Origin of the sequence: Thauera mechernichensis (assembly GCF_029588855.1) — a bacterium.
GTDB classification, from domain to species: domain Bacteria; phylum Pseudomonadota; class Gammaproteobacteria; order Burkholderiales; family Rhodocyclaceae; genus Thauera; species Thauera mechernichensis.
In genome coordinates this window covers 326,875-344,197 of sequence record NZ_JARQZE010000003.1, presented here as the reverse complement: position 1 = coordinate 344,197, position 17,323 = coordinate 326,875, and the positions used below count along the sequence as shown (strand labels likewise).

Sequence of the window (17,323 nt, the reverse complement as noted above, 5' to 3'; positions counted from 1 at the left end):
GCCCTCGAAAAGCTCGCGGCTGGCGCCGCGCTCGCCTTTCGAGATCGCCCGGTCGATAATCGCGGGTTCTCATCCTGGCGACTACGCATGCAAAAGACCGAACTCGACCGTCTCGCCATTGGCATGATGGTGCTGTTCTGCACCATCTGGGGTGTGCAGCAGGTGGCGATCAAGCTCGCCAGCACGGGCATCTCACCGGTATGGCAGGCCGGACTGCGCTCGATCGGGGCGACGGTGGTCGTGCTGTTGTGGGCCCACCTGCGCGGGGTGCGACTGGGGGAGCGGGACGGCACGCTGGTGCCGGGTGTGCTCGCCGGACTGCTGTTCGCCGCCGAGTTTGCGTTGATTTTCCTCGGGCTGGAGTACACAACGGCCTCGCGCGGGGTCATCTTCCTCTACACAGCACCCTTCTTCGTCGCCCTCGGCGCGGTCTGGCTGCTGCCGCAGGAACACATGCGCCGGGCGCAGTGGGTGGGCATGGCGCTGGCGTTCGGCGGTATCCTGGTGCTGTTCGGCGAACATCTGTTCATGCCCACCGACCGCGCCTGGATCGGTGACCTGATGATCATGCTGGCGGCGGTGTTCTGGGCCGCGACCACGTTGACCGTCAAGGCCAGCGCATTGGCGCGGGTGTCGGCTGAAAAGACCCTGCTGTACCAGCTTGCGGTGTCGGCGCTGGTGCTGCCGCTGCTTTCGGTCGCGCTCGGCGAGCCCGGCGTATTCGCGCCGACGCCGCTGGTGTGGGCGAGCCTGTTCTTCCAGACCTTCATCGTTGCCGGGATGTCCTACCTGGGCTGGTTCTGGCTGGTGCGCCAGTATCCGGCAACGCGGCTGTCGTCCTTTTCCTTCCTGACGCCGGTGATGGGCGTGCTCGCGGGCGGGCTGCTGCTGGGCGAGGCGATGACACCTGCCGTGTTCGGTGCGCTTTTCCTCGTGGGGGCGGGCATCTGGGTGGCGAACCGGCCACGTTGATGTTCTATAGTGGCGGAGCCAATCAACGGAGTCAGCGCCATGCCCCGCCCCGCCGTCGAGTTCTGGTTCGAGTTCGCCAGCACCTATTCCTACTTGTCTGTGATGCGCATCGAGCGTGTGGCCGAGGCCGCTGGCGTGGAGGTGGCATGGAAGCCCTTCCTGCTCGGGCCGGTGTTTCTCGCCCTGGGCTGGAACGACTCGCCCTTCAATATCTACCCCCCCAAGGGGCGCTACATGTGGCGCGACCTCGAACGGCTGGCGATGAAGGAGGGCTTGCCCTTCCATCGCCCCAGCCGTTTCCCGCGCAATGGCCTGCTGGCGGCGCGGGTCGCGCTGGTCGGGGTCGAGGCCGGCTGGGTCGCGCCTTTCGCACGCGCAGTGATGACGGCCAATTTCGCCGAGGACCGCGAGATCGGCGAAGCGGCCGTGATCGAGGACATCCTGCGCGCGCTCGGCCTGCCAGCCGATGAAGTCATGGCGCGAGCCCAGGCCGATGCCAACAAGCTGGCGCTGCGTTGCCAGACCGAGCGCGCGGCCGAACTGGGCTTGTTTGGTGCGCCGAGCTTTCGCGTCGGCGAGGAGCTGTTCTGGGGCAACGACCGCCTCGAGGACGCGCTGGCATGGGCGTGCGCCGGAGCGGCCTGAGGTACTTGCTACTTCTTCTGCGCCTGTTCTTCCTCGTAACGCCGCTGGCGTTCCTCGTAGCGGTCGCGGTCGCGTTCGGCTTGCTGCGCGCGGCGGGAGGCCTCCTCGGTAGCGCGCTGGCGCGCTGCATCGCGTTCGGCATCGGCGGCAGCGCGTCGGCGGACCGCGTCGGCCGCAGCCTCCTCGCTGCGCGTCTCGCGCTCGGCGCGAATGCGTTCGCTCTCCGGCGACGGGGCGATGCGGGCATCCGGGCTGGGTGGGGTGGGCTGGAGCGCCGGCAGTTGCGGCAGCGCTGTCGGCGCTTCGGGCGATTGCATGCTGCCGACGGCAGTCGGCCGCGCGCCTTCGGTAAGCAGCGCTTCTGCCGTGCGCTGGCGTTCGGCCAGGGTCAGGCGGCGTGCCTCGGCTTCTACGGCGCGGGCGCGCTGGATGGTCTCGATGCGCTCCTTGCGCGCCTGGTCGATGCAGCGATTGACCAGAAAACGCTCGTAGCAGGCCGCCTCGGCGGTGGCGAAGCGGGCTTCGGCCTCTGCGCGCAGGGCCTTGCCTTCTGCCTCCAGGGCGCCGATGCGGGCGCGGTCGGCGGTGCGCCGGGCATCGTCGGCCGGCGTCTGGGCGAGGGCGGACAGGGTGGTGGTGCCGAGCAGAGCGGCGAACAGGGCTCGGCGGAGGGTGGAGCGGAGCTCGGGCTTGAGCGTGCAGCGAGCGGGCAGGGTGAGGTGAGTCATGCGCACGGTGTTCCTGAGAGGATTCGGCTGGCGCGTAGAATAGCGCCTTTGCAACTGCCCGCGGCCCCGAAGCCGTGTATCCGTTCGTGATCAGTCTTCGCAATCTGCGCCTCGCTCGCGGCGCCAAGGTCCTCATCGAGGCCGCTACGCTGCAGATCCACCCCGGCTGGAAGGTCGGCCTCACCGGCGCCAATGGCAGCGGTAAATCCAGCCTGTTCGCCATGCTGCGCGACCAGCTCCACCCCGACCAGGGCGACCTCGACATGCCGCCGGGCTGGGTGATCGCCCACGTCGCGCAGGAAACGCCCGGTCTTGCACAGCCGGCAATCGACTACGTGCTCGATGGCGACGCCGAATTGCGGCGGATCGAGGCCGAGTTGGCCGCGGCCGAGGCGGCCCACGACGGGTCGCATATCGGTGAGCTGCATGCGCGCTTGCACGAGATCGGGGGCTATTCGGCGCGCGCGCGCGCGGCGGCGCTGCTCGATGGCCTGGGTTTCCTGCAGTCCGATATCGAGCGTCCGGTCGCGGACTTCTCCGGCGGCTGGCGCATGCGTCTTAACCTGGCGCAGGCGCTGATGTGCCGCTCCGACCTGCTGCTGCTCGACGAGCCCACCAACCACCTCGACCTCGATGCCGTGATCTGGCTGGAGGCGTGGTTGCGCGATTACCGCGGTACCTTGCTGCTCATTTCTCACGATCGCGAGTTCCTCGACGCCTGCGTCACCCATATCGCCCACATCGAACAGCAGAAGCTCGCGCTCTACACCGGCGGCTACTCCGACTTCGAGCGCCAGCGCGGCGAGCGCCTGATCCAGCAGCAGGCGATGTTCGAGAAGCAGCAGCGCGACATCGCGCATATGGAGGACTACATCCGCCGTTTCCGCGCCAAGGCCACCAAGGCGCGCCAGGCGCAGAGCCGGATCAAGGCGCTGGAGCGCATGGAGCGCATCGCCGCGGCGCATGTGGACACGCCCTTCAGCTTTGCCTTCCGTGACGCGCCGCCGGCGCCCGATCCGCTGCTGCAGATCGAGGACGGTGCGGTGGGCTACGGCGACAAGACCGTGCTTGAGCGCATCACGCTGACCCTGCGCCCGGGCGAGCGCGTCGGTCTGCTGGGGCGCAACGGTGCGGGCAAGTCGACCCTGATCAAGCTGCTGGCGCATGAACTGCAACTGGCCGGTGGCCGCCGCCTGGAGGGCAAAGGCCTCGCTACCGGCTACTTCGCCCAGCATCAACTGGAAACGCTGCGCCCGGACGAGTCGGCGCTGCAGCACATGGTCCGCCTCGATCCGCAGACGCGCGAGCAGGAGTTGCGCGACTACCTCGGCGGTTTCGACTTCCGCGGCGATGGTGTGGGCGGGACCTCCACCCCGGCGACCACGCCTTGCGGCCCGTTTTCGGGCGGCGAGAAATCAAGACTCGCGCTCGCGCTGCTGATCTGGCAGCGCCCCAACCTGCTGCTGCTCGACGAGCCCACCAACCATCTCGACCTCGAGATGCGCCACGCGCTGACCATGGCGCTGCAGGATTATGAGGGGGCGATGGTGCTGGTCTCGCACGACCGTGCGCTGCTGCGCGCCACCTGCGACCGCTTCCTGCTGGTCGATGGCGGATGCATCCAGCCCTTCGACGGCGACCTCGACGACTACCGCGACTGGCTCGCAAGCCGTCGCGCCGAGGTTGCCGCCGCAGCGGCTTGTCCCGACCAGGCCGCCGACAAAGCGGCGCGCAAGGCCGACCGCGCGCAGGCTGCGGCCGACCGCCAGGCGCGGCTGGCGGCGCGCCGCCCGCTGGTAAAGGAAGTGGAGCAGATCGACAAGCGCCTGACCGCCTGGAACAAGGAAAAGGCGGAGATCGATGCGAAGCTTGCCGATCCGGCGCTCTACACCGGCCCGCAGGCAGGCGAGGTGCCGGCCCTCAACAAGCGTCAGGCGGAGCTTGCCGAGCGCATCGAGGAGGCCGAGCTGCGCTGGCTGGAGCTCAACGAGGCCCTGGAGGCGATCCCGGCCGATTGAGGCGCGGCGCCGATCATTGCGGCAACCAGCGTACCGGGTCGATCTGCCAGCTTTCGAAGTCCTCGTGGCTGACAATGCGGTCCTGCGAACGGCGCAGGTCGATGTTCTGCGGCTTGAGGTAGTGTCCGGCGGTGTGAAAGATCACCTTGACCACAGGCTGCATCGGCTTGTCGTCGTTCTGCGACTGAACCACCGCCAGGCGGCGGCTCTCCAGCCGCACCAGGGCGCCGGTGGGATAGATGCCGACCGAGCGGATGAAGGCCTTGACCATGTCGGGCTTGAAGTGGCCGTCGGTCCAGCTCAGCAGCTTGCGCAGCGCCTCGGTGGGCGCCATGCCCTTGTGATAGACGCGGTTCGAGGTGATGGCGTCGTACACATCCACGATCGAACCCATCTGGCCGTAGAGGCTGATCTCGTCGCCGCGCAGCTTGTTCGGGTAGCCGCTGCCGTCGAAGCGCTCGTGGTGCTGGGCAGCGACGTCGAGGGCGATCTGGCTGATGCCGGGCGAGGCCTGCAGGATGATCTTGCTCTGCACGACGTGGCTCTTCATCTTGTCGAATTCGGCGTCGGTGAGCTTTGCCGGTTTGTTGAGGATCTCGTCGGGCACCTTGGCCTTGCCCACGTCGTGCAGCAGGGCGCCGATCGCGATCTCCCGGATCGTCGGGCGATCGAGTCCGAGGGTGCGGGCGAATGCGACCATCAGCGCACACACCGAAACCGAGTGCTGGAAGGTGTAGGCGTCGTGTTCCTTGAGGCGGGCCAGAGGCGCGAGGGCGTCGGGCTCGCAGAAGATGGAGTCGACGATGCGCTCGACCAGCGGCTCGATCTTCTCGAGCTCGATCTGCTTGCCGAGGCGGATGTCGGTCATCATGTCGCGCACGATGAGGTTGGCTTCGCCCTTGAGCGCGCGTGCGCGTTCGAACTCGCTGCCGGACTTGCGTGCGGCGACGACGACGGCAGGGGCGGCCTCTGGTTGCGGTGCTTCAGGCCTTGCAGGGGCCGCTTCGACAGCCGGTGGTTCGACCGCGACGACCGCTTCGGGGTCAATGCCGCGCTTGATGTCGATGAGGATTTCCTGGACGCCGGTCTCGCGCACGCGGCGTACCGTCTCCTCGTCGCCGACGAGAAAACTGTTGCGCAGGAAATTGTGCTCCAGCCAGCTGCACTTGAGGTCGTGGATGTACACGCCCGGCTTCAGGCTGGAGATGGGGATAGGCTTGATCACGTCATCGCGTCCGCGCGAGTTCTTGTGCCCCAGATTATCCAATACGGGCATGCGTTATGGCACTGGTCCGCAGGGCCCCTGTCGAGGAGTATTGCACGGATACCTTGCGGTCGGCTTGCGATTCGTGACCGGCCGACGTCCCCGTGGCCACACACTGCTAGAATCCCGGATTTCCCGAACCTGTTAGCTGGAGTGCGTGGTGCGTATCGTCTGTCTCGACCTCGAAGGTGTGCTCGTCCCCGAAATCTGGATCGAATTCGCCGAACGTACCGGCATCCCCGAGTTGCGCCGTACGACTCGCGATGAGCCCAACTACGACACCTTGATGAAGTATCGCCTGGACATCCTGGCGCAGAAGAAGCTCGGCCTGCCCGATATCCAGGAGGTCATCGCCAGCATGGGGCCGATGGAGGGGGCGCGTGCCTTTCTCGACGACCTGCGTGACGCCTATCAGGTGGTGATCCTGTCCGACACCTTCTACGAGTTTGCCAAGCCGCTGATGAAGCAGCTCGGCCTGCCCACGCTGTTCTGCCACAGCCTGGAGGCCAACGCCGAGGGCATCCTGGTGAACTACCACCTGCGCATGCCGGACCAGAAGCGCGAGGCGGTCAAGCGCTTCAAGGAGCTCAACTTCAAGGTCGTCGCTGCAGGCGACTCGTACAACGATACCGCGATGCTTGGCGAAGCCCATGGCGGCATCCTGTTCCATCCGCCCGAGAACGTGGTGCGCGAGTTCCCGCAGTACCCGGTGGTGCGCGATTACGCTGCACTGCGCACCGAGATCGACCGCGCATTTGCCCGCGCTGGCTGAGCGTGTTGCCCGATATGCACCGCGAACGCTTCTACACCCTCTCCGCCTCCTGCCCCGACCGTGTCGGTATCGTCGCCCGGGTTTCCGGCTTCATTGCCGAGCACCAGGGCTGGATCCTCGAGACCTCGCTGCATGCGGAGCCGCCGCTGGAGGCGGGTGAGGTTGGGCGCTACTTCATGCGCATCGAGATCAAGGCCGACTCCCTGCCCTTCCATCTTGCCGAATTCCGAGAGCGCTTCCGCCCGCTTGCCGAAGAACTCGAGATGGAATGGAAGATCTCCGATTCGGCGGTCAAGAAGCGGGTCGTGGTGCTGGTGAGCAAGCAGGAGCACTGCCTGTACGACCTGCTCGCGCGCTGGCAATCGAAGGAGCTCGACATCGAGATTGCGTGCGTGGTCTCCAATCACGACACCTTCCGCGGCTTCGTCGAGTGGCACGGCATTCCCTTCCATCATGTGCCGGTGACGGCCGACAACAAGTCGAACGCCTACGCCGAGGTGCGGCGCATCTTCGAAGAGGTGCGTGGCGACACCATGGTGCTGGCGCGCTACATGCAGATCCTGTCGCCTGAGCTGTGTGCAGCCTATCCGGGACGCATCATCAACATCCACCACAGTTTCCTGCCCAGCTTCGTCGGTGCCAAGCCCTATCACCAGGCTTACGCCAAGGGCGTCAAGCTGATCGGTGCCACCTGCCACTACGTCACTGCCGACCTCGACCAGGGGCCGATCATCGAACAGGACGTGATCCGCATCGACCACTCCGATGCGGTCGAGGACATGGTGCGCTACGGCAAGGACATCGAGAAGACCGTGCTCGCCCGCGGCCTGCGCTACCACCTCGAGGACCGGGTGCTGGTGCACGGCAACAAGACCATCGTGTTCCGTTGAAACCTGCGCGCTGTTCGCACCGAGCCCCGCGCGGGGCCTGTCCTTTATTGCGCTGAAACAATACGATAACGGGTTTGGATCGGCCCGCAACCAGAACTGGAACTCACCTCATGCAAAGCCCTGGCAATCAGATGATCTCGGTGGAGAAGATCGGCGGCACCTCGATGTCCGCATTCGGCGACGTGCTGCGCCACATCATGCTCTACGACAGCGCCCGGATCTATGGCCGCATCTTCGTGGTGTCGGCTTACTCGGGTGTGACCAACCAGCTTCTGGAGCACAAGAAGACCGGCCAGCCCGGCATCTACGCCCTCTTTGCCGACGGCGCTGACTACCATGCCGCGCTCGACGGCCTGGCCGTCAGCCTCAAGCAGCTCAACGCCGGCTTTGCCGAGCTGGGCCTGCCGCTCGACGTGGCCGATGCCTTCGTCGATGAGCGCATCGGCGAGGTCAAGAAGTACCTCGACGCGATGCACCATGTGCTCGCCAGCGGCTACATCCGTCGCGAGGACGTCCTGCTGGCTGCGCGCGAGGTGCTGGCCTCCATCGGCGAGTCGCACAGCGCCTTCAACAGCGTCGAGATGCTCAAGGCCAAGGGGATCAAGGCCATCCTGCTCGACCTCGCCGGCTTCCATGACGACGAGGCGTGGACCATCGACGAGCGCATCCACAACAGCTTCAAGGGCCTGGACATCGCCGGCAACGTGATTGTCGCCACTGGCTACACCAAGGGCACGGAAGGCATCATGCGCGAGTTCGACCGCGGCTACTCCGAGGTCACCTTCAGCAAGATCGCGGTCGAGGTGCGCCCGGCAGAAGCCGTCATCCACAAGGAGTTCCACCTGTCCTCTGCCGACCCCAACATTGTCGGCCTGGAGAACGCGGTGGTCGTGGGCGCCACCAACTACGACGTCGCCGATCAGCTCGCCGATGTCGGCATGGAGGCGATCCACCCCAAGGCGGCCAAGCCGATGGAACTTGCCGGTATTCCCATCCGCCTCAAGAACACCTTCGAGCCCGAGCATCCCGGTACGCTGATCACCAAGGACTACGTCGGCGAGCGCGCCCGCGTCGAGATGGTGACCGGCAGCGACAAGGTCACCCTGGTCGAGATTCACGATCCGAGCATGGTGGGCACGGTCGGCTTTGACCTGGGCATCATGGAGATCTTCTGCCGGCACGGCATCTCCTACATCCTCAAGGCCACCAATGCCAACTCCATTGCCCATGTGCTGTGGGAAAGCTCGGTGACGCCGGCGCTGGTCGCCGAACTCGAGGCGCGCTACGAGGTGGTCACCGTCAAGCCGAGCGCGATCGTGTGCGCGATCGGTTCGAACATCAGCATTCCGGGCGTGCTCGCGCGCGCCGCCCAGGCCCTGGCCGATGCACAGGTGAACGTGAACTGCGTGTCGCAGACGCTGCGCCAGGTGAACATGCAGTTCATCATCGAGCGCAGTGACTACAAGAACGCGATCATCGCCCTCAACCACACGCTGTGTGTCAGCCCCGGAGTGCCGGTCCCGCGTGCTTGAACCCCGCACTGCAGCCTGGACTGCAGTGGCAAAGCGGCATGATCGAGGCGACCTGCGGGTCGCCTCGATCGTTTCCGGGGGCGGAGAGTGCAGAGGCAGGCCGCAGAGGCGGCAGAGTTCAAACGATCGTTTGACTCGGGCTTATGTCCGTATAAAATAAAACGAACGTTTGATTGAGTCTGCCCTCGTGCAGGCCGGTCGCCCGACACCACCCGGAGGAGATACGCAATGCCCCAGTACGCCCCGCCCTTGCGCGACATGCAGTTCGTGCTGCACGAGGTCATCGACGCCGTCGGCCAGCTCCAGGCCTGCCCGCCGCACGCCGAGCTCGATGTCGACACCTTCAACGCCGTGCTCGAGGAGGCGGGGAAGTTCGCCGCCGAGGTGACCTTTCCGCTCAACGTCGGAGGCGACAGCGAAGGTTGCAAGCTCGATCGTGCCACGCACGAGGTGCGCGCACCCGCCGGTTTCAAGGAGGCCTACGCGCAGTACGTCGCCGGCGGCTGGCCTTCGCTGGCCTGCGATCCCGAGCACGGCGGCCAGGGCCTGCCCCTGGTCCTCAACCAGTGCCTGTACGAGATGCTCAATAGCGCCAACCAGGCCTGGACGATGTATCCCGGCCTGTCGCACGGCGCCTACGAGGCCTTGCACGCGCATGGCTCGCCCGCCCAGAAGGCGCTGTACCTGCCGAAGCTGACCAGCGGCGAATGGACCGGCACCATGTGCCTGACCGAGCCACATTGCGGTACCGATCTCGGGCTGTTGCGCACCAAGGCGGAGCCGCAGGGTGACGGCACCTACCGCATCAGCGGCGAGAAGATCTTCATCAGCGCGGGCGAGCACGATCTCGCCGCCAACATCGTCCATCTGGTGCTGGCCCGCCTGCCCGACGCGCCGGTAGGCAGCAAGGGCATCTCGCTCTTCATCGTGCCCAAGTACCTGATCAACGGCGACAGCTCCCTCGGCGCGCGCAACGGCATCTTCTGCGGCGGCCTCGAGCACAAGATGGGCATCCACGGCAATGCCACCTGCCAGATGGTGCTCGAGAACGCGATCGGAACGCTGGTGGGCGAGCCCAACAAGGGCTTGCAGGCCATGTTCGTGATGATGAACGCCGCCCGCCTGGGCGTAGGCAACCAGAGCCTGGGGCTGACCGAGGTTGCCTTCCAGAACGCGCTTGCCTACGCCAGGGAGCGCATCCAGATGCGCAGCCTCACCGGCCCCAAGGCCACCGACAAGCCGGCAGACCCGATCATCGTGCATCCCGATGTACGCCGCATGCTGCTTACCGCCAAGGCCTATGCCGAAGGTGCGCGCGCGCTGCTGTGCTTCTGCGCGGTGCTGTCGGACAAGGAACTGCACCACCCTGACGAACAAGTGCGCCAGGACAGCGCCGAGCTGCTTGCGCTGCTGACCCCTATCGCCAAGGCCTTCGTCACCGACAACGGCTTTGCCGCCACCAACGAGTGCATGCAGGTCTTCGGTGGCCACGGCTACATCAAGGAGTGGGGCATGGAGCAGTTCGTGCGCGATGCCCGCATCAACATGATCTACGAGGGTACCAACACCGTGCAGAGCCTGGACCTGCTCGGACGCAAGGTGCTTGGCAACAACGGCGCCACACTGCAGAAGTTCGGCCGCATGGTGGGCGCGCTGCTGCGCGAAGAGGGGGGCAATGAAAAGATGTCGGAGTTCATCAGCCCGCTCGCGCAACTTGCCGAGCAGATGATCAAGTTCACCACCGAGATCGGCGCCAAGGCCTTGCAGGACCCGGATGAGGCGGGAGCCGCCGCGGTGCCTTACCTGCGCGTGGCTGGGCACCTGGTGTTCGGCTACTTCTTCGCGCTGATGGCCGCGGTCGCGCTCAAGAAGCTCGCCGCCGGCAGCACCGACCCGTTCTACACTGCCAAGCTGCAGACCGCACGCTTCTACTTCGCCCGCCTGTTCCCGGAGACGGCGATGCTGATGCGTGCTGCGCGTGCGGGCAGCGCGGCGCTGATGGATACGGATGCCGCACTGGCCTGATGCCGGGTAACCGGGGGGCATCCGCCCTCCGGCCCGCAGCACTCGAGGAGAGATGGCTTACAGATGTCGAAGAGCACGAGTACAAACGAAAGCCCGGTTCAGTTCGAGCCCGGGTTCATCGCCGGTGTGCGCGAGATTTTCGAGCGCAATATCGCATTCAATGCGCTGATGGGCCTGCGCATCGAGGACATCGATGGCGTACGTGCCACCGGGCGCATCGAGATGCGCCCGGAACTGGTGGGACACTATCTGCACAACCGCATCCACGGCGGGGTCATATCGGCCTGCCTCGACGCCATGGGCGGCCTGGCGGTGATGGGGGCGATCGGCGCCCGTCATCTGGACGAGCCGGTTCTGCAGCGCCTGCACCGTTTCTCCCGTCTTGGAACCATCGACCTGCGGGTCGATTACCTGCGCCCCGGTATCGGTGAGTCCTTCCGCATGGAGGCCGAGGTGCTGCGCCTGGGGTCGCGCGTCGCCTCGACGCGGATGGGCTTTCTCGCCGCCGATGGCAAGCTGCTCGCCACCGGCTCGGCGGCCTACATCGTGTCGTGAGCGGTGCGATGAGTGCGCCTGTTGCCACCATCCAGCGCGGCAAGCTCGCTGCCGCGCTGCCGCCGCCCGCCGGCGGCGAGATCTTCCAGACCCTGTTCGCCAACCCGGCCTGCCGGATCGAGCGCATTGTCTCCCACGGCCATGCAAGCGCCTCCGGCGAGTGGTACGACCAGGCCTGGGACGAGTGGGTAGCGCTGCTCGCTGGCGAGGCTGTGCTCGAGTTCGACGGCGGCGACACGATCGCACTCACCGCAGGCGACTGGCTTGCCTTGCCTGCGCACTGCCGGCACAGGGTGGCGTCAACCAGTGCGGATGCGCTATGGCTGGCGGTGCATTGCACAGCATCGGGCTGAGTTGCGCAGCCCGTTGGGGGGCGGAGCGACGCCGGCCGTCTCCGAGGCCGAGACGGCTCGCTGCATCTCTCCTTACCGGCTTGCCAGGTAACCCCGCCAGCCACCGAAGTGGCTGATCTCGGTCGCACCGGCGATGCCTGAGGGCTCGCAGATGAAGCCGATCTCCCAGCGGCCGTCCGCCAGTTCGACCTTCCCGAGCCCGAGCGGGCTCGGGATGCCGGCCAGGAAGCTGCCGAACTCGGCAGCGGGCAGTTCCCACACCTCCACCTCGATGGCGCACCCGTCTTCGGCCACCCTGACCATCCCGGGGCGCAGCGGTGGGCCGCCGGCCAGCGCGTAGAGCCGGTAGTGCGGACTGCTGACAGTGCGTTCGAGCAGCCGTGCCCCGCGTGTGGTGAGCTGGTGGTTCAGCGCCAGGCCTTGCAGGTGGGCGCCGCACACGACGATGGCGAGCCGGTCGTGCTGGGCGCGGCCGACGGGGCGGGGGGTGTCGAACGCGTGCCCCCCGGTGAGCGGCAGCTCGGCCTGGATGCGCTGGAAAGCGTCGGCGAGCGAGAGCAGGTATTGGTCGGTGAAGGCGCGGCCGAACAGGGTAACGCCCCAGGGCAGCGCGCTCTTCATCACTGCGCTGGGCACGGCCACGGCCGCGTAGTCGAGCAGGTTCATGAAGTTCGTGTAATGGCCGAGGTCGCTGTTGCGCAGCACCGGTTCGGCTGCGAGTTCGGCCAGTGTCACCGGGCGACCGATGGTGGGTGTGAGCACGCAGTCGAGCTCGGCGAGCAGTGCGTCACAGCGTGCCTTGTAGGCCTGCAGGCGGTACTGGGCCTCGAAGGTCTGGACTGCGGTCGCGCCTGGTGCCTTGGCGAGCACAGCCCGGATCACCGGTAGCACCGCGTCCGGCGTGCGCTCCATGAGAGGGCCGACCACACTGTAGCGCTCGGCCACCCAGGGGCCCTCGTAGAGCAGGCGGGCAGCCTCGAGGAAGGGCGTGAAGTCGATCTCCACGGCCTCGCCGCCGATTGCGCGCAGCCGCTCGATGGCGCTGGCGAACAGCGCCGGCCCCTCCGTGCAGCCGAAGAACTCGAGGTCCGCGGGGCGCGGCACGCCGAAGCGGAAGGGCAGCGGCGTGCCGAAGGCGGTGACGTGGTTCCAGGACGGGTTGTGGCGGCTGTAGGGGTCGAGCGCATCAAGGCCAGCGCACAGACCCAGCAGGCGGGACGCCTCGCTGGCGGTGGCGGTGAAGAAGGTGACGCAGTCCAGTGTGCGGCAGGCCGGCACGACGCCGGCGGTCGACAGCAGGCCGCGCGAGGGCTTGGTGCCGACCAGGTTGTTGAAGGCGGCCGGCACCCGGCCGGAGCCCGCGGTGTCGGTGCCGAGCGCAAAACTCGCGACGCCAAGGGCAACGGCCAGCGCCGAACCGGCACTCGAGCCACCCGCGGGGTAGTCGGGCAGCAGCGCATTGCGGCAGGCACCATAGGGTGAGCGGGTGCCGTTGAGCCCGGTGGCGAACTGGTCGAGGTTGGCCTTGCCGATGGGGATGGCGCCGAGCGTGACGAGGCGCTCGATCACGGTCGCCGAGCGTGCCGGCGTGTAGGCGAACGCCGGGCAGGCGGCGGTGGTCGGGATGCCGGCAAGGTCGATGTTGTCCTTGATGGCGAAGGGGATGCCGAACAGGGGCAAGTCGGCTGGCGACTGATGCTCGAGCGCGGCGAGATAGGGCTCGAGTTCGGCTTCGTCGAGCACGTGGATGAACAGCCGGTACTCCGCGTTGAGCGCGAGCGCGCGGGTGCGCAGCGCGCCGATCAGGCCGCGCGGCTCTATGCGGCCGTCGCGATAGGCGGCAAGCAGGGCGTCGAGACGCAGGTCGAAGGGGTGGCTGAGGGAATGGCCGAAGGGATCGCCGAGGGCTTGGTCGAGCTGCGGGGTGTTCATGCTTCCTCCAGGATCAGGACGCGTTGGCCGGCGCGTACCGGCGAGCCGGGCTGCACACGGACCTCTTTGACGATGCCGTCGCGTGGCGCGGTGAGGGGGATCTCCATCTTCATCGACTCGAGCACGACCAGCGTGTCGCCTGCGCTGACGCGCTGGCCGGCCTCTACCCGGACCTGCCACAGGTTGCCGGCGATGTGGCTCTCGATGCCGTGCTCGCCGTGGCCGAGTGCCGCATCCTCGCCCAGGTCGGGGGCGACGTCCTCAGCCTCGAAATGGGCCTGGCCGCTGGCGATCCAGCGTTCGCGCTCGGCGTCGAAGGCGGCGCGCTGCTGGGCGCGGAAGGCGGCGATGCCGTCGGCTTCGCGGGCGAGGAAGGCCTGGTAGTCTGAAAGGCGCAGCGTGCTCGGCTCGATCTCGATCGCGTGGCGGCCGAGCGGGAAGTCGTGGCGGATGCGCAGCAGCGCCTCGGCCGACACCGGGTGGAAGCGGATCTGGTCGAAGAAGCGCAACAGCCAGGGCTTGCCGTCGAAGGCGGCCACGGCGCGGTAGCGGTTCCACATCTGCAGCGTGCGGCCGACGAACTGATAGCCGCCCGGCCCTTCCATGCCGTAGATGCATAGATAGGCGCCACCGATGCCGACCGAGTTCTCGGCGGTCCAGGTGCGCGCCGGGTTGTACTTGGTGGTGACCAGGCGGTGACGCGGGTCGAGCGGCGTGGCCACCGGCGCACCCAGGTAGACGTCGCCCAGGCCCATCACCAGGTAGCTCGCCTCGAACACCGTGCGCTGCACCGCGTCGAGATCGGGCAGGTCGTTGATGCGGCGGATGAACTCCAGATTGCTCGGGCACCAGGGGGCGTCCTTGCGCACCGTGGTCATGTATTTCTCGATCGCCAGGCGGCAGGCGGGGTCATCCCAGGACAGCGGCAGATGCACGATGCGCGAGGGCACTTCCAGGTCGTCCTGGGCGCAAACGCCCGCCCATAGCGCTGCGATGCGCTCGAGCAGTTCGGCCAGCGGCAGGGTCTCCGGCCGGTAGTGCAGTTGCAGTGAGCGGATGCCGGGGGTGAGATCGACCAGGCCGTCCAGGCCAAGGGCCTCGATCGCCTGCATCAGCGCGTGGGCGCGGAAGCGCAGCACGAGGTCGAGTTCGGCCGGGCCGATCTCCAGCAGCAGGTGGGTGTCGCCGGAAAGGCGCGCCACCAGCCGGGTGTCGGCTTCGCCGAGTTCGAGCACGATGGGCGAAGCGGGCGTGATGGGCGCGCTATATGCCGGGTAGGGCTGGGCGAGGGTGTGCGCCTCGGCCTGCCGGGCACCCGCGAGCTCACGAGCAGTAGCGAGTGCCACCGGCACGAAGCGCAGCTTGTCGCCGGCCTTCAGCTGGCCGAGCTGCCACAGGTCGGCCTCGATCACCGTCACCGGGCAGACGAAGCCGCCCAGGCTGGGGCCGTCGGGGCCGAGGATGACCGGCATGTCGCCGGTGAAGTCCACCGCGCCGACCGCGTAGGGGTTGTCGTGGATGTTGGACGGGTGCAGCCCGGCCTCGCCGCCGCTGTCGCGTGCCCATTCCGGCTTGGGGCCGATCAGGCGCACGCCGGTGCGGCTGGAGTTGAAATGCACCTCCCAGTCGGTGGCGAAGAAGCGCTCGATGTAGGCCGGGCTGAAGTACTCGGGCGCGCCGTGCGGACCGTAGATCACGCGTAGCTCGCGTACGGCCGGCAGGGCCGGGGTCAGCGTGGCGGGCAGGCTGCTGCCGGCGGCGGACTCGCTCAGCGGGAACAGGTGCAGTACGTCACCGCCGCGCAGCGCGCGGCCGCCATGGCCGCCGAACTGGCCGAGGGTGAAGGTGCTTTGGCTACCCAGATAAGCCGGCACGTCGAGGCCACCGCGCACGCACAGGTAGCTGCGGGTGCCGCTGCCGGCGATGGTGCCGAAGACCAGGCGGCTGCCGGCCGGAATGAAGATGGCCGTGTTCATCGGTTGCGGCTGGTCATCGAGGGCGAGCGGAATGTCTGCGCCGGTGACTGCCACCACGGCATCGCAGTTGAAGCGCAGCACCGGCCCACTCATGGTGATTTCGAGCGCCGCGGCGCCTTCCGGATTGCCAAGCAGGCGGTTACCCAGGCGCAGGGCGCGGTCGTCCATCGGACCGGAGGGAGGCACACCCACGGCCCAGTAGCCCAGCCGCCCCGGCCAGTCCTGCACGGTGGTCTGGGTGCCGGCAGTGATGAACTCGATGCTGTGGCTGCGGTAGCGCAGGCCCTCCAGGCAGCGCGTCCACGGCTGGCCGCTGGCGAAAGGCGCATCGGCGAGGATCTGGCGCAGGTAGTCGCGGTTTGTCTCGACACCATACAGGCGGCTGGAGGCGAGTGCCTCATCCAGGCCAGCGATGGCCGCCTTGCGGTCGTCGGCGTGGGTGATCAGCTTGGCGATCATGGGATCGAAGTACGGCGGGATCTCGCAGCCGGCCTCCACCCAGGTGTCGATGCGCAGCGCCTGGCCGTCGGCGGGCGGAAAGTCCACCGCCGTCAGCAGGCCGGGGCAGGGCTGAAAGTCGCGACCCGGGTCTTCGGCGTACAGTCGCGCCTGGATGGCGTGGCCGCGCGGCCGCAGGCCGGCCGCAAGCTCGGCCAGCGGCGGCAGTTCGCCGGCGGCGAGTTGCACCATCCACGCCACCAGGTCCACACCCCAGACTTGCTCGGTGACGCCATGTTCCACCTGCAGGCGGGTGTTCACCTCGAGGAAGTAGAAGGCGCCGGCCGCGCTGTCGTACACGAATTCCACCGTGCCGGCTGAGCGATAGTTCACCGCGCGTGCCAGTCGCACCGCGGCTTCGCACAGCGCCTCGGCCGTGCCTGCAGGCAGGTTCGGCGCCGGTGTTTCTTCCAGCACCTTCTGGTTGCGGCGTTGCACCGAGCAGTCGCGAACGCCGAGCGCGATCACTTCGCCCGCGCCGTCGCCGAACACCTGCACCTCCAGGTGGCGGGCGCGTTCGATGTATTTCTCGATGAAAACTCCGGCGTCGGAGAAGTTGTTCTCGCCCAGGCGGCGCACCGCGTCGAACTGCTGCGCGAGTTCAGCGGCGTCCCAGCACACGCGCATGCCGATGCCACCGCCGCCCGCGGTGCTCTTGAGCATGACCGGGTAGCCGACGGTGGTGGCGGCGGCGAGGGCCTCGTCCACCGAGGCGAGCAGCCCGGTGCCTTCGAGCATGGGCACGCCATGGGTCTTGGCCAGCGCGCGTGCGGTGTGCTTGAGGCCGAACACCCGCAGTTGTTCGGGGGTGGGGCCGATGAAGGCGATGCCGGCGGCCTCGCAGCGTTCGGCGAAGGCGGCGTTCTCTGACAGAAAGCCGTAGCCGGGGTGGATGGCGCCGACGCCGCGCTCAAGGGCGATGGCGAGGAGCTTGTCCACCGCAAGATAGGTCTGCGCCGCCGCGCCTTCACCCAGGCTGTGGGCCTCGTCGGCTTCGATCAGATGGCGGCTGGCGGCGTCGGCTTCGGAATACACCGCCACCCCGGTCGTGCCCAGGGCCTTGAGGGTGCGCAGGATGCGGCAGGCAATCGCGCCGCGGTTGGCGATCAGGACTTTGTCGAACATGGATTCACCCGATGGAGTCGAGCTGCGGCGGGTCGTCC

General features: G+C 67.3%; 13 protein-coding genes. 9 read left to right on the top strand and 4 right to left on the bottom strand.

What is annotated here, in order from left to right:
- The first annotated feature begins 87 nt into the window (after positions 1-87).
- Positions 88-972, top strand: coding sequence for a DMT family transporter (locus P7F68_RS06560; RefSeq protein WP_002937994.1), 885 nt, complete (start codon positions 88-90; stop codon positions 970-972).
- A gap of 39 nt (positions 973-1,011) precedes the next feature.
- Positions 1,012-1,617 (top strand): 2-hydroxychromene-2-carboxylate isomerase, encoded by a 606-nt coding sequence (locus tag P7F68_RS06555; RefSeq protein WP_002931175.1) that lies wholly within the window; start codon positions 1,012-1,014, stop codon positions 1,615-1,617.
- Positions 1,618-1,625: 8 nt separating this feature from the next.
- On the opposite strand, the gene P7F68_RS06550 is transcribed toward P7F68_RS06555, so the two are convergent.
- Positions 1,626-2,345, bottom strand: coding sequence for a hypothetical protein (locus tag P7F68_RS06550; protein ID WP_277831688.1), 720 nt, complete (start codon positions 2,343-2,345; stop codon positions 1,626-1,628).
- An 86-nt stretch (positions 2,346-2,431) separates the two neighbouring features.
- On the opposite strand from P7F68_RS06550, the gene P7F68_RS06545 reads away from it, so the two are divergent.
- Complete coding sequence (locus P7F68_RS06545) at positions 2,432-4,363, top strand: ATP-binding cassette domain-containing protein (protein ID WP_270068623.1); 1,932 nt, start codon at positions 2,432-2,434, stop codon at positions 4,361-4,363.
- Positions 4,364-4,376: 13 nt separating this feature from the next.
- Here the strand turns inward: P7F68_RS06545 and P7F68_RS06540 are convergent, their stop codons facing one another.
- The gene (locus P7F68_RS06540) at positions 4,377-5,588 is read right to left on the bottom strand and encodes an HD-GYP domain-containing protein (RefSeq protein ID WP_277831684.1); all 1,212 of its coding nucleotides are present in this window, start codon (positions 5,586-5,588) and stop codon (positions 4,377-4,379) included.
- A gap of 199 nt (positions 5,589-5,787) precedes the next feature.
- Here P7F68_RS06540 and thrH point away from each other — a divergent pair, with 199 nt between their 5' ends.
- From thrH to P7F68_RS06510, 6 genes are all read left to right on the top strand, one after another.
- Positions 5,788-6,399, top strand: a complete 612-nt coding sequence (gene thrH / locus P7F68_RS06535) for a bifunctional phosphoserine phosphatase/homoserine phosphotransferase ThrH (protein WP_002928719.1) — start codon at positions 5,788-5,790, stop codon at positions 6,397-6,399.
- Between the two features lie 14 nt (positions 6,400-6,413).
- On the top strand, positions 6,414-7,289 hold the full coding sequence (gene purU / locus P7F68_RS06530; RefSeq protein ID WP_002928722.1) for a formyltetrahydrofolate deformylase: 876 nt from the start codon (positions 6,414-6,416) through the stop codon (positions 7,287-7,289).
- 110 nt (positions 7,290-7,399) lie between these two features.
- Entirely contained in the window at positions 7,400-8,821 is a 1,422-nt protein-coding gene (locus tag P7F68_RS06525) for an aspartate kinase (RefSeq protein WP_002928724.1), read from the top strand.
- Positions 8,822-9,049: 228 nt separating this feature from the next.
- Positions 9,050-10,846 (top strand): acyl-CoA dehydrogenase C-terminal domain-containing protein, encoded by a 1,797-nt coding sequence (locus P7F68_RS06520; RefSeq protein WP_002937983.1) that lies wholly within the window; start codon positions 9,050-9,052, stop codon positions 10,844-10,846.
- Positions 10,847-10,909: 63 nt separating this feature from the next.
- Positions 10,910-11,401, top strand: a complete 492-nt coding sequence (locus tag P7F68_RS06515) for a thioesterase family protein (protein ID WP_002937980.1) — start codon at positions 10,910-10,912, stop codon at positions 11,399-11,401.
- 8 nt (positions 11,402-11,409) lie between these two features.
- Positions 11,410-11,754 (top strand): cupin domain-containing protein, encoded by a 345-nt coding sequence (locus P7F68_RS06510; RefSeq protein WP_002937971.1) that lies wholly within the window; start codon positions 11,410-11,412, stop codon positions 11,752-11,754.
- Between the two features lie 72 nt (positions 11,755-11,826).
- On the opposite strand, the gene atzF is transcribed toward P7F68_RS06510, so the two are convergent.
- On the bottom strand, positions 11,827-13,686 hold the full coding sequence (atzF, locus tag P7F68_RS06505) for an allophanate hydrolase (RefSeq protein ID WP_277831675.1): 1,860 nt from the start codon (positions 13,684-13,686) through the stop codon (positions 11,827-11,829).
- On the bottom strand, positions 13,683-17,285 hold the full coding sequence (gene uca / locus P7F68_RS06500; RefSeq protein WP_277831672.1) for an urea carboxylase: 3,603 nt from the start codon (positions 17,283-17,285) through the stop codon (positions 13,683-13,685). Before uca ends, atzF begins: the two co-directional genes overlap by 4 nt.
- Positions 17,286-17,323 lie beyond the last annotated feature (38 nt).

Excerpts from the sequence above, each read along its gene's own strand:
- atzF (WP_277831675.1), bottom strand. The coding sequence starts at position 13,686 with ATGAACACCCCGCAGCTCGACCAAGCCCTCGGCGATCCCTTCGGCCAT.
- P7F68_RS06525 (WP_002928724.1), top strand. The coding sequence starts at position 7,400 with ATGCAAAGCCCTGGCAATCAGATGATCTCGGTGGAGAAGATCGGCGGC.
- P7F68_RS06560 (WP_002937994.1), top strand. The coding sequence starts at position 88 with ATGCAAAAGACCGAACTCGACCGTCTCGCCATTGGCATGATGGTGCTG.
- P7F68_RS06520 (WP_002937983.1), top strand. The coding sequence starts at position 9,050 with ATGCCCCAGTACGCCCCGCCCTTGCGCGACATGCAGTTCGTGCTGCAC.
- P7F68_RS06555 (WP_002931175.1), top strand. The coding sequence starts at position 1,012 with ATGCCCCGCCCCGCCGTCGAGTTCTGGTTCGAGTTCGCCAGCACCTAT.
- uca (WP_277831672.1), bottom strand. The coding sequence starts at position 17,285 with ATGTTCGACAAAGTCCTGATCGCCAACCGCGGCGCGATTGCCTGCCGC.
- purU (WP_002928722.1), top strand. The coding sequence starts at position 6,414 with ATGCACCGCGAACGCTTCTACACCCTCTCCGCCTCCTGCCCCGACCGT.
- P7F68_RS06550 (WP_277831688.1), bottom strand. The coding sequence starts at position 2,345 with ATGACTCACCTCACCCTGCCCGCTCGCTGCACGCTCAAGCCCGAGCTC.
- P7F68_RS06515 (WP_002937980.1), top strand. The coding sequence starts at position 10,910 with ATGTCGAAGAGCACGAGTACAAACGAAAGCCCGGTTCAGTTCGAGCCC.
- P7F68_RS06510 (WP_002937971.1), top strand. The coding sequence starts at position 11,410 with ATGAGTGCGCCTGTTGCCACCATCCAGCGCGGCAAGCTCGCTGCCGCG.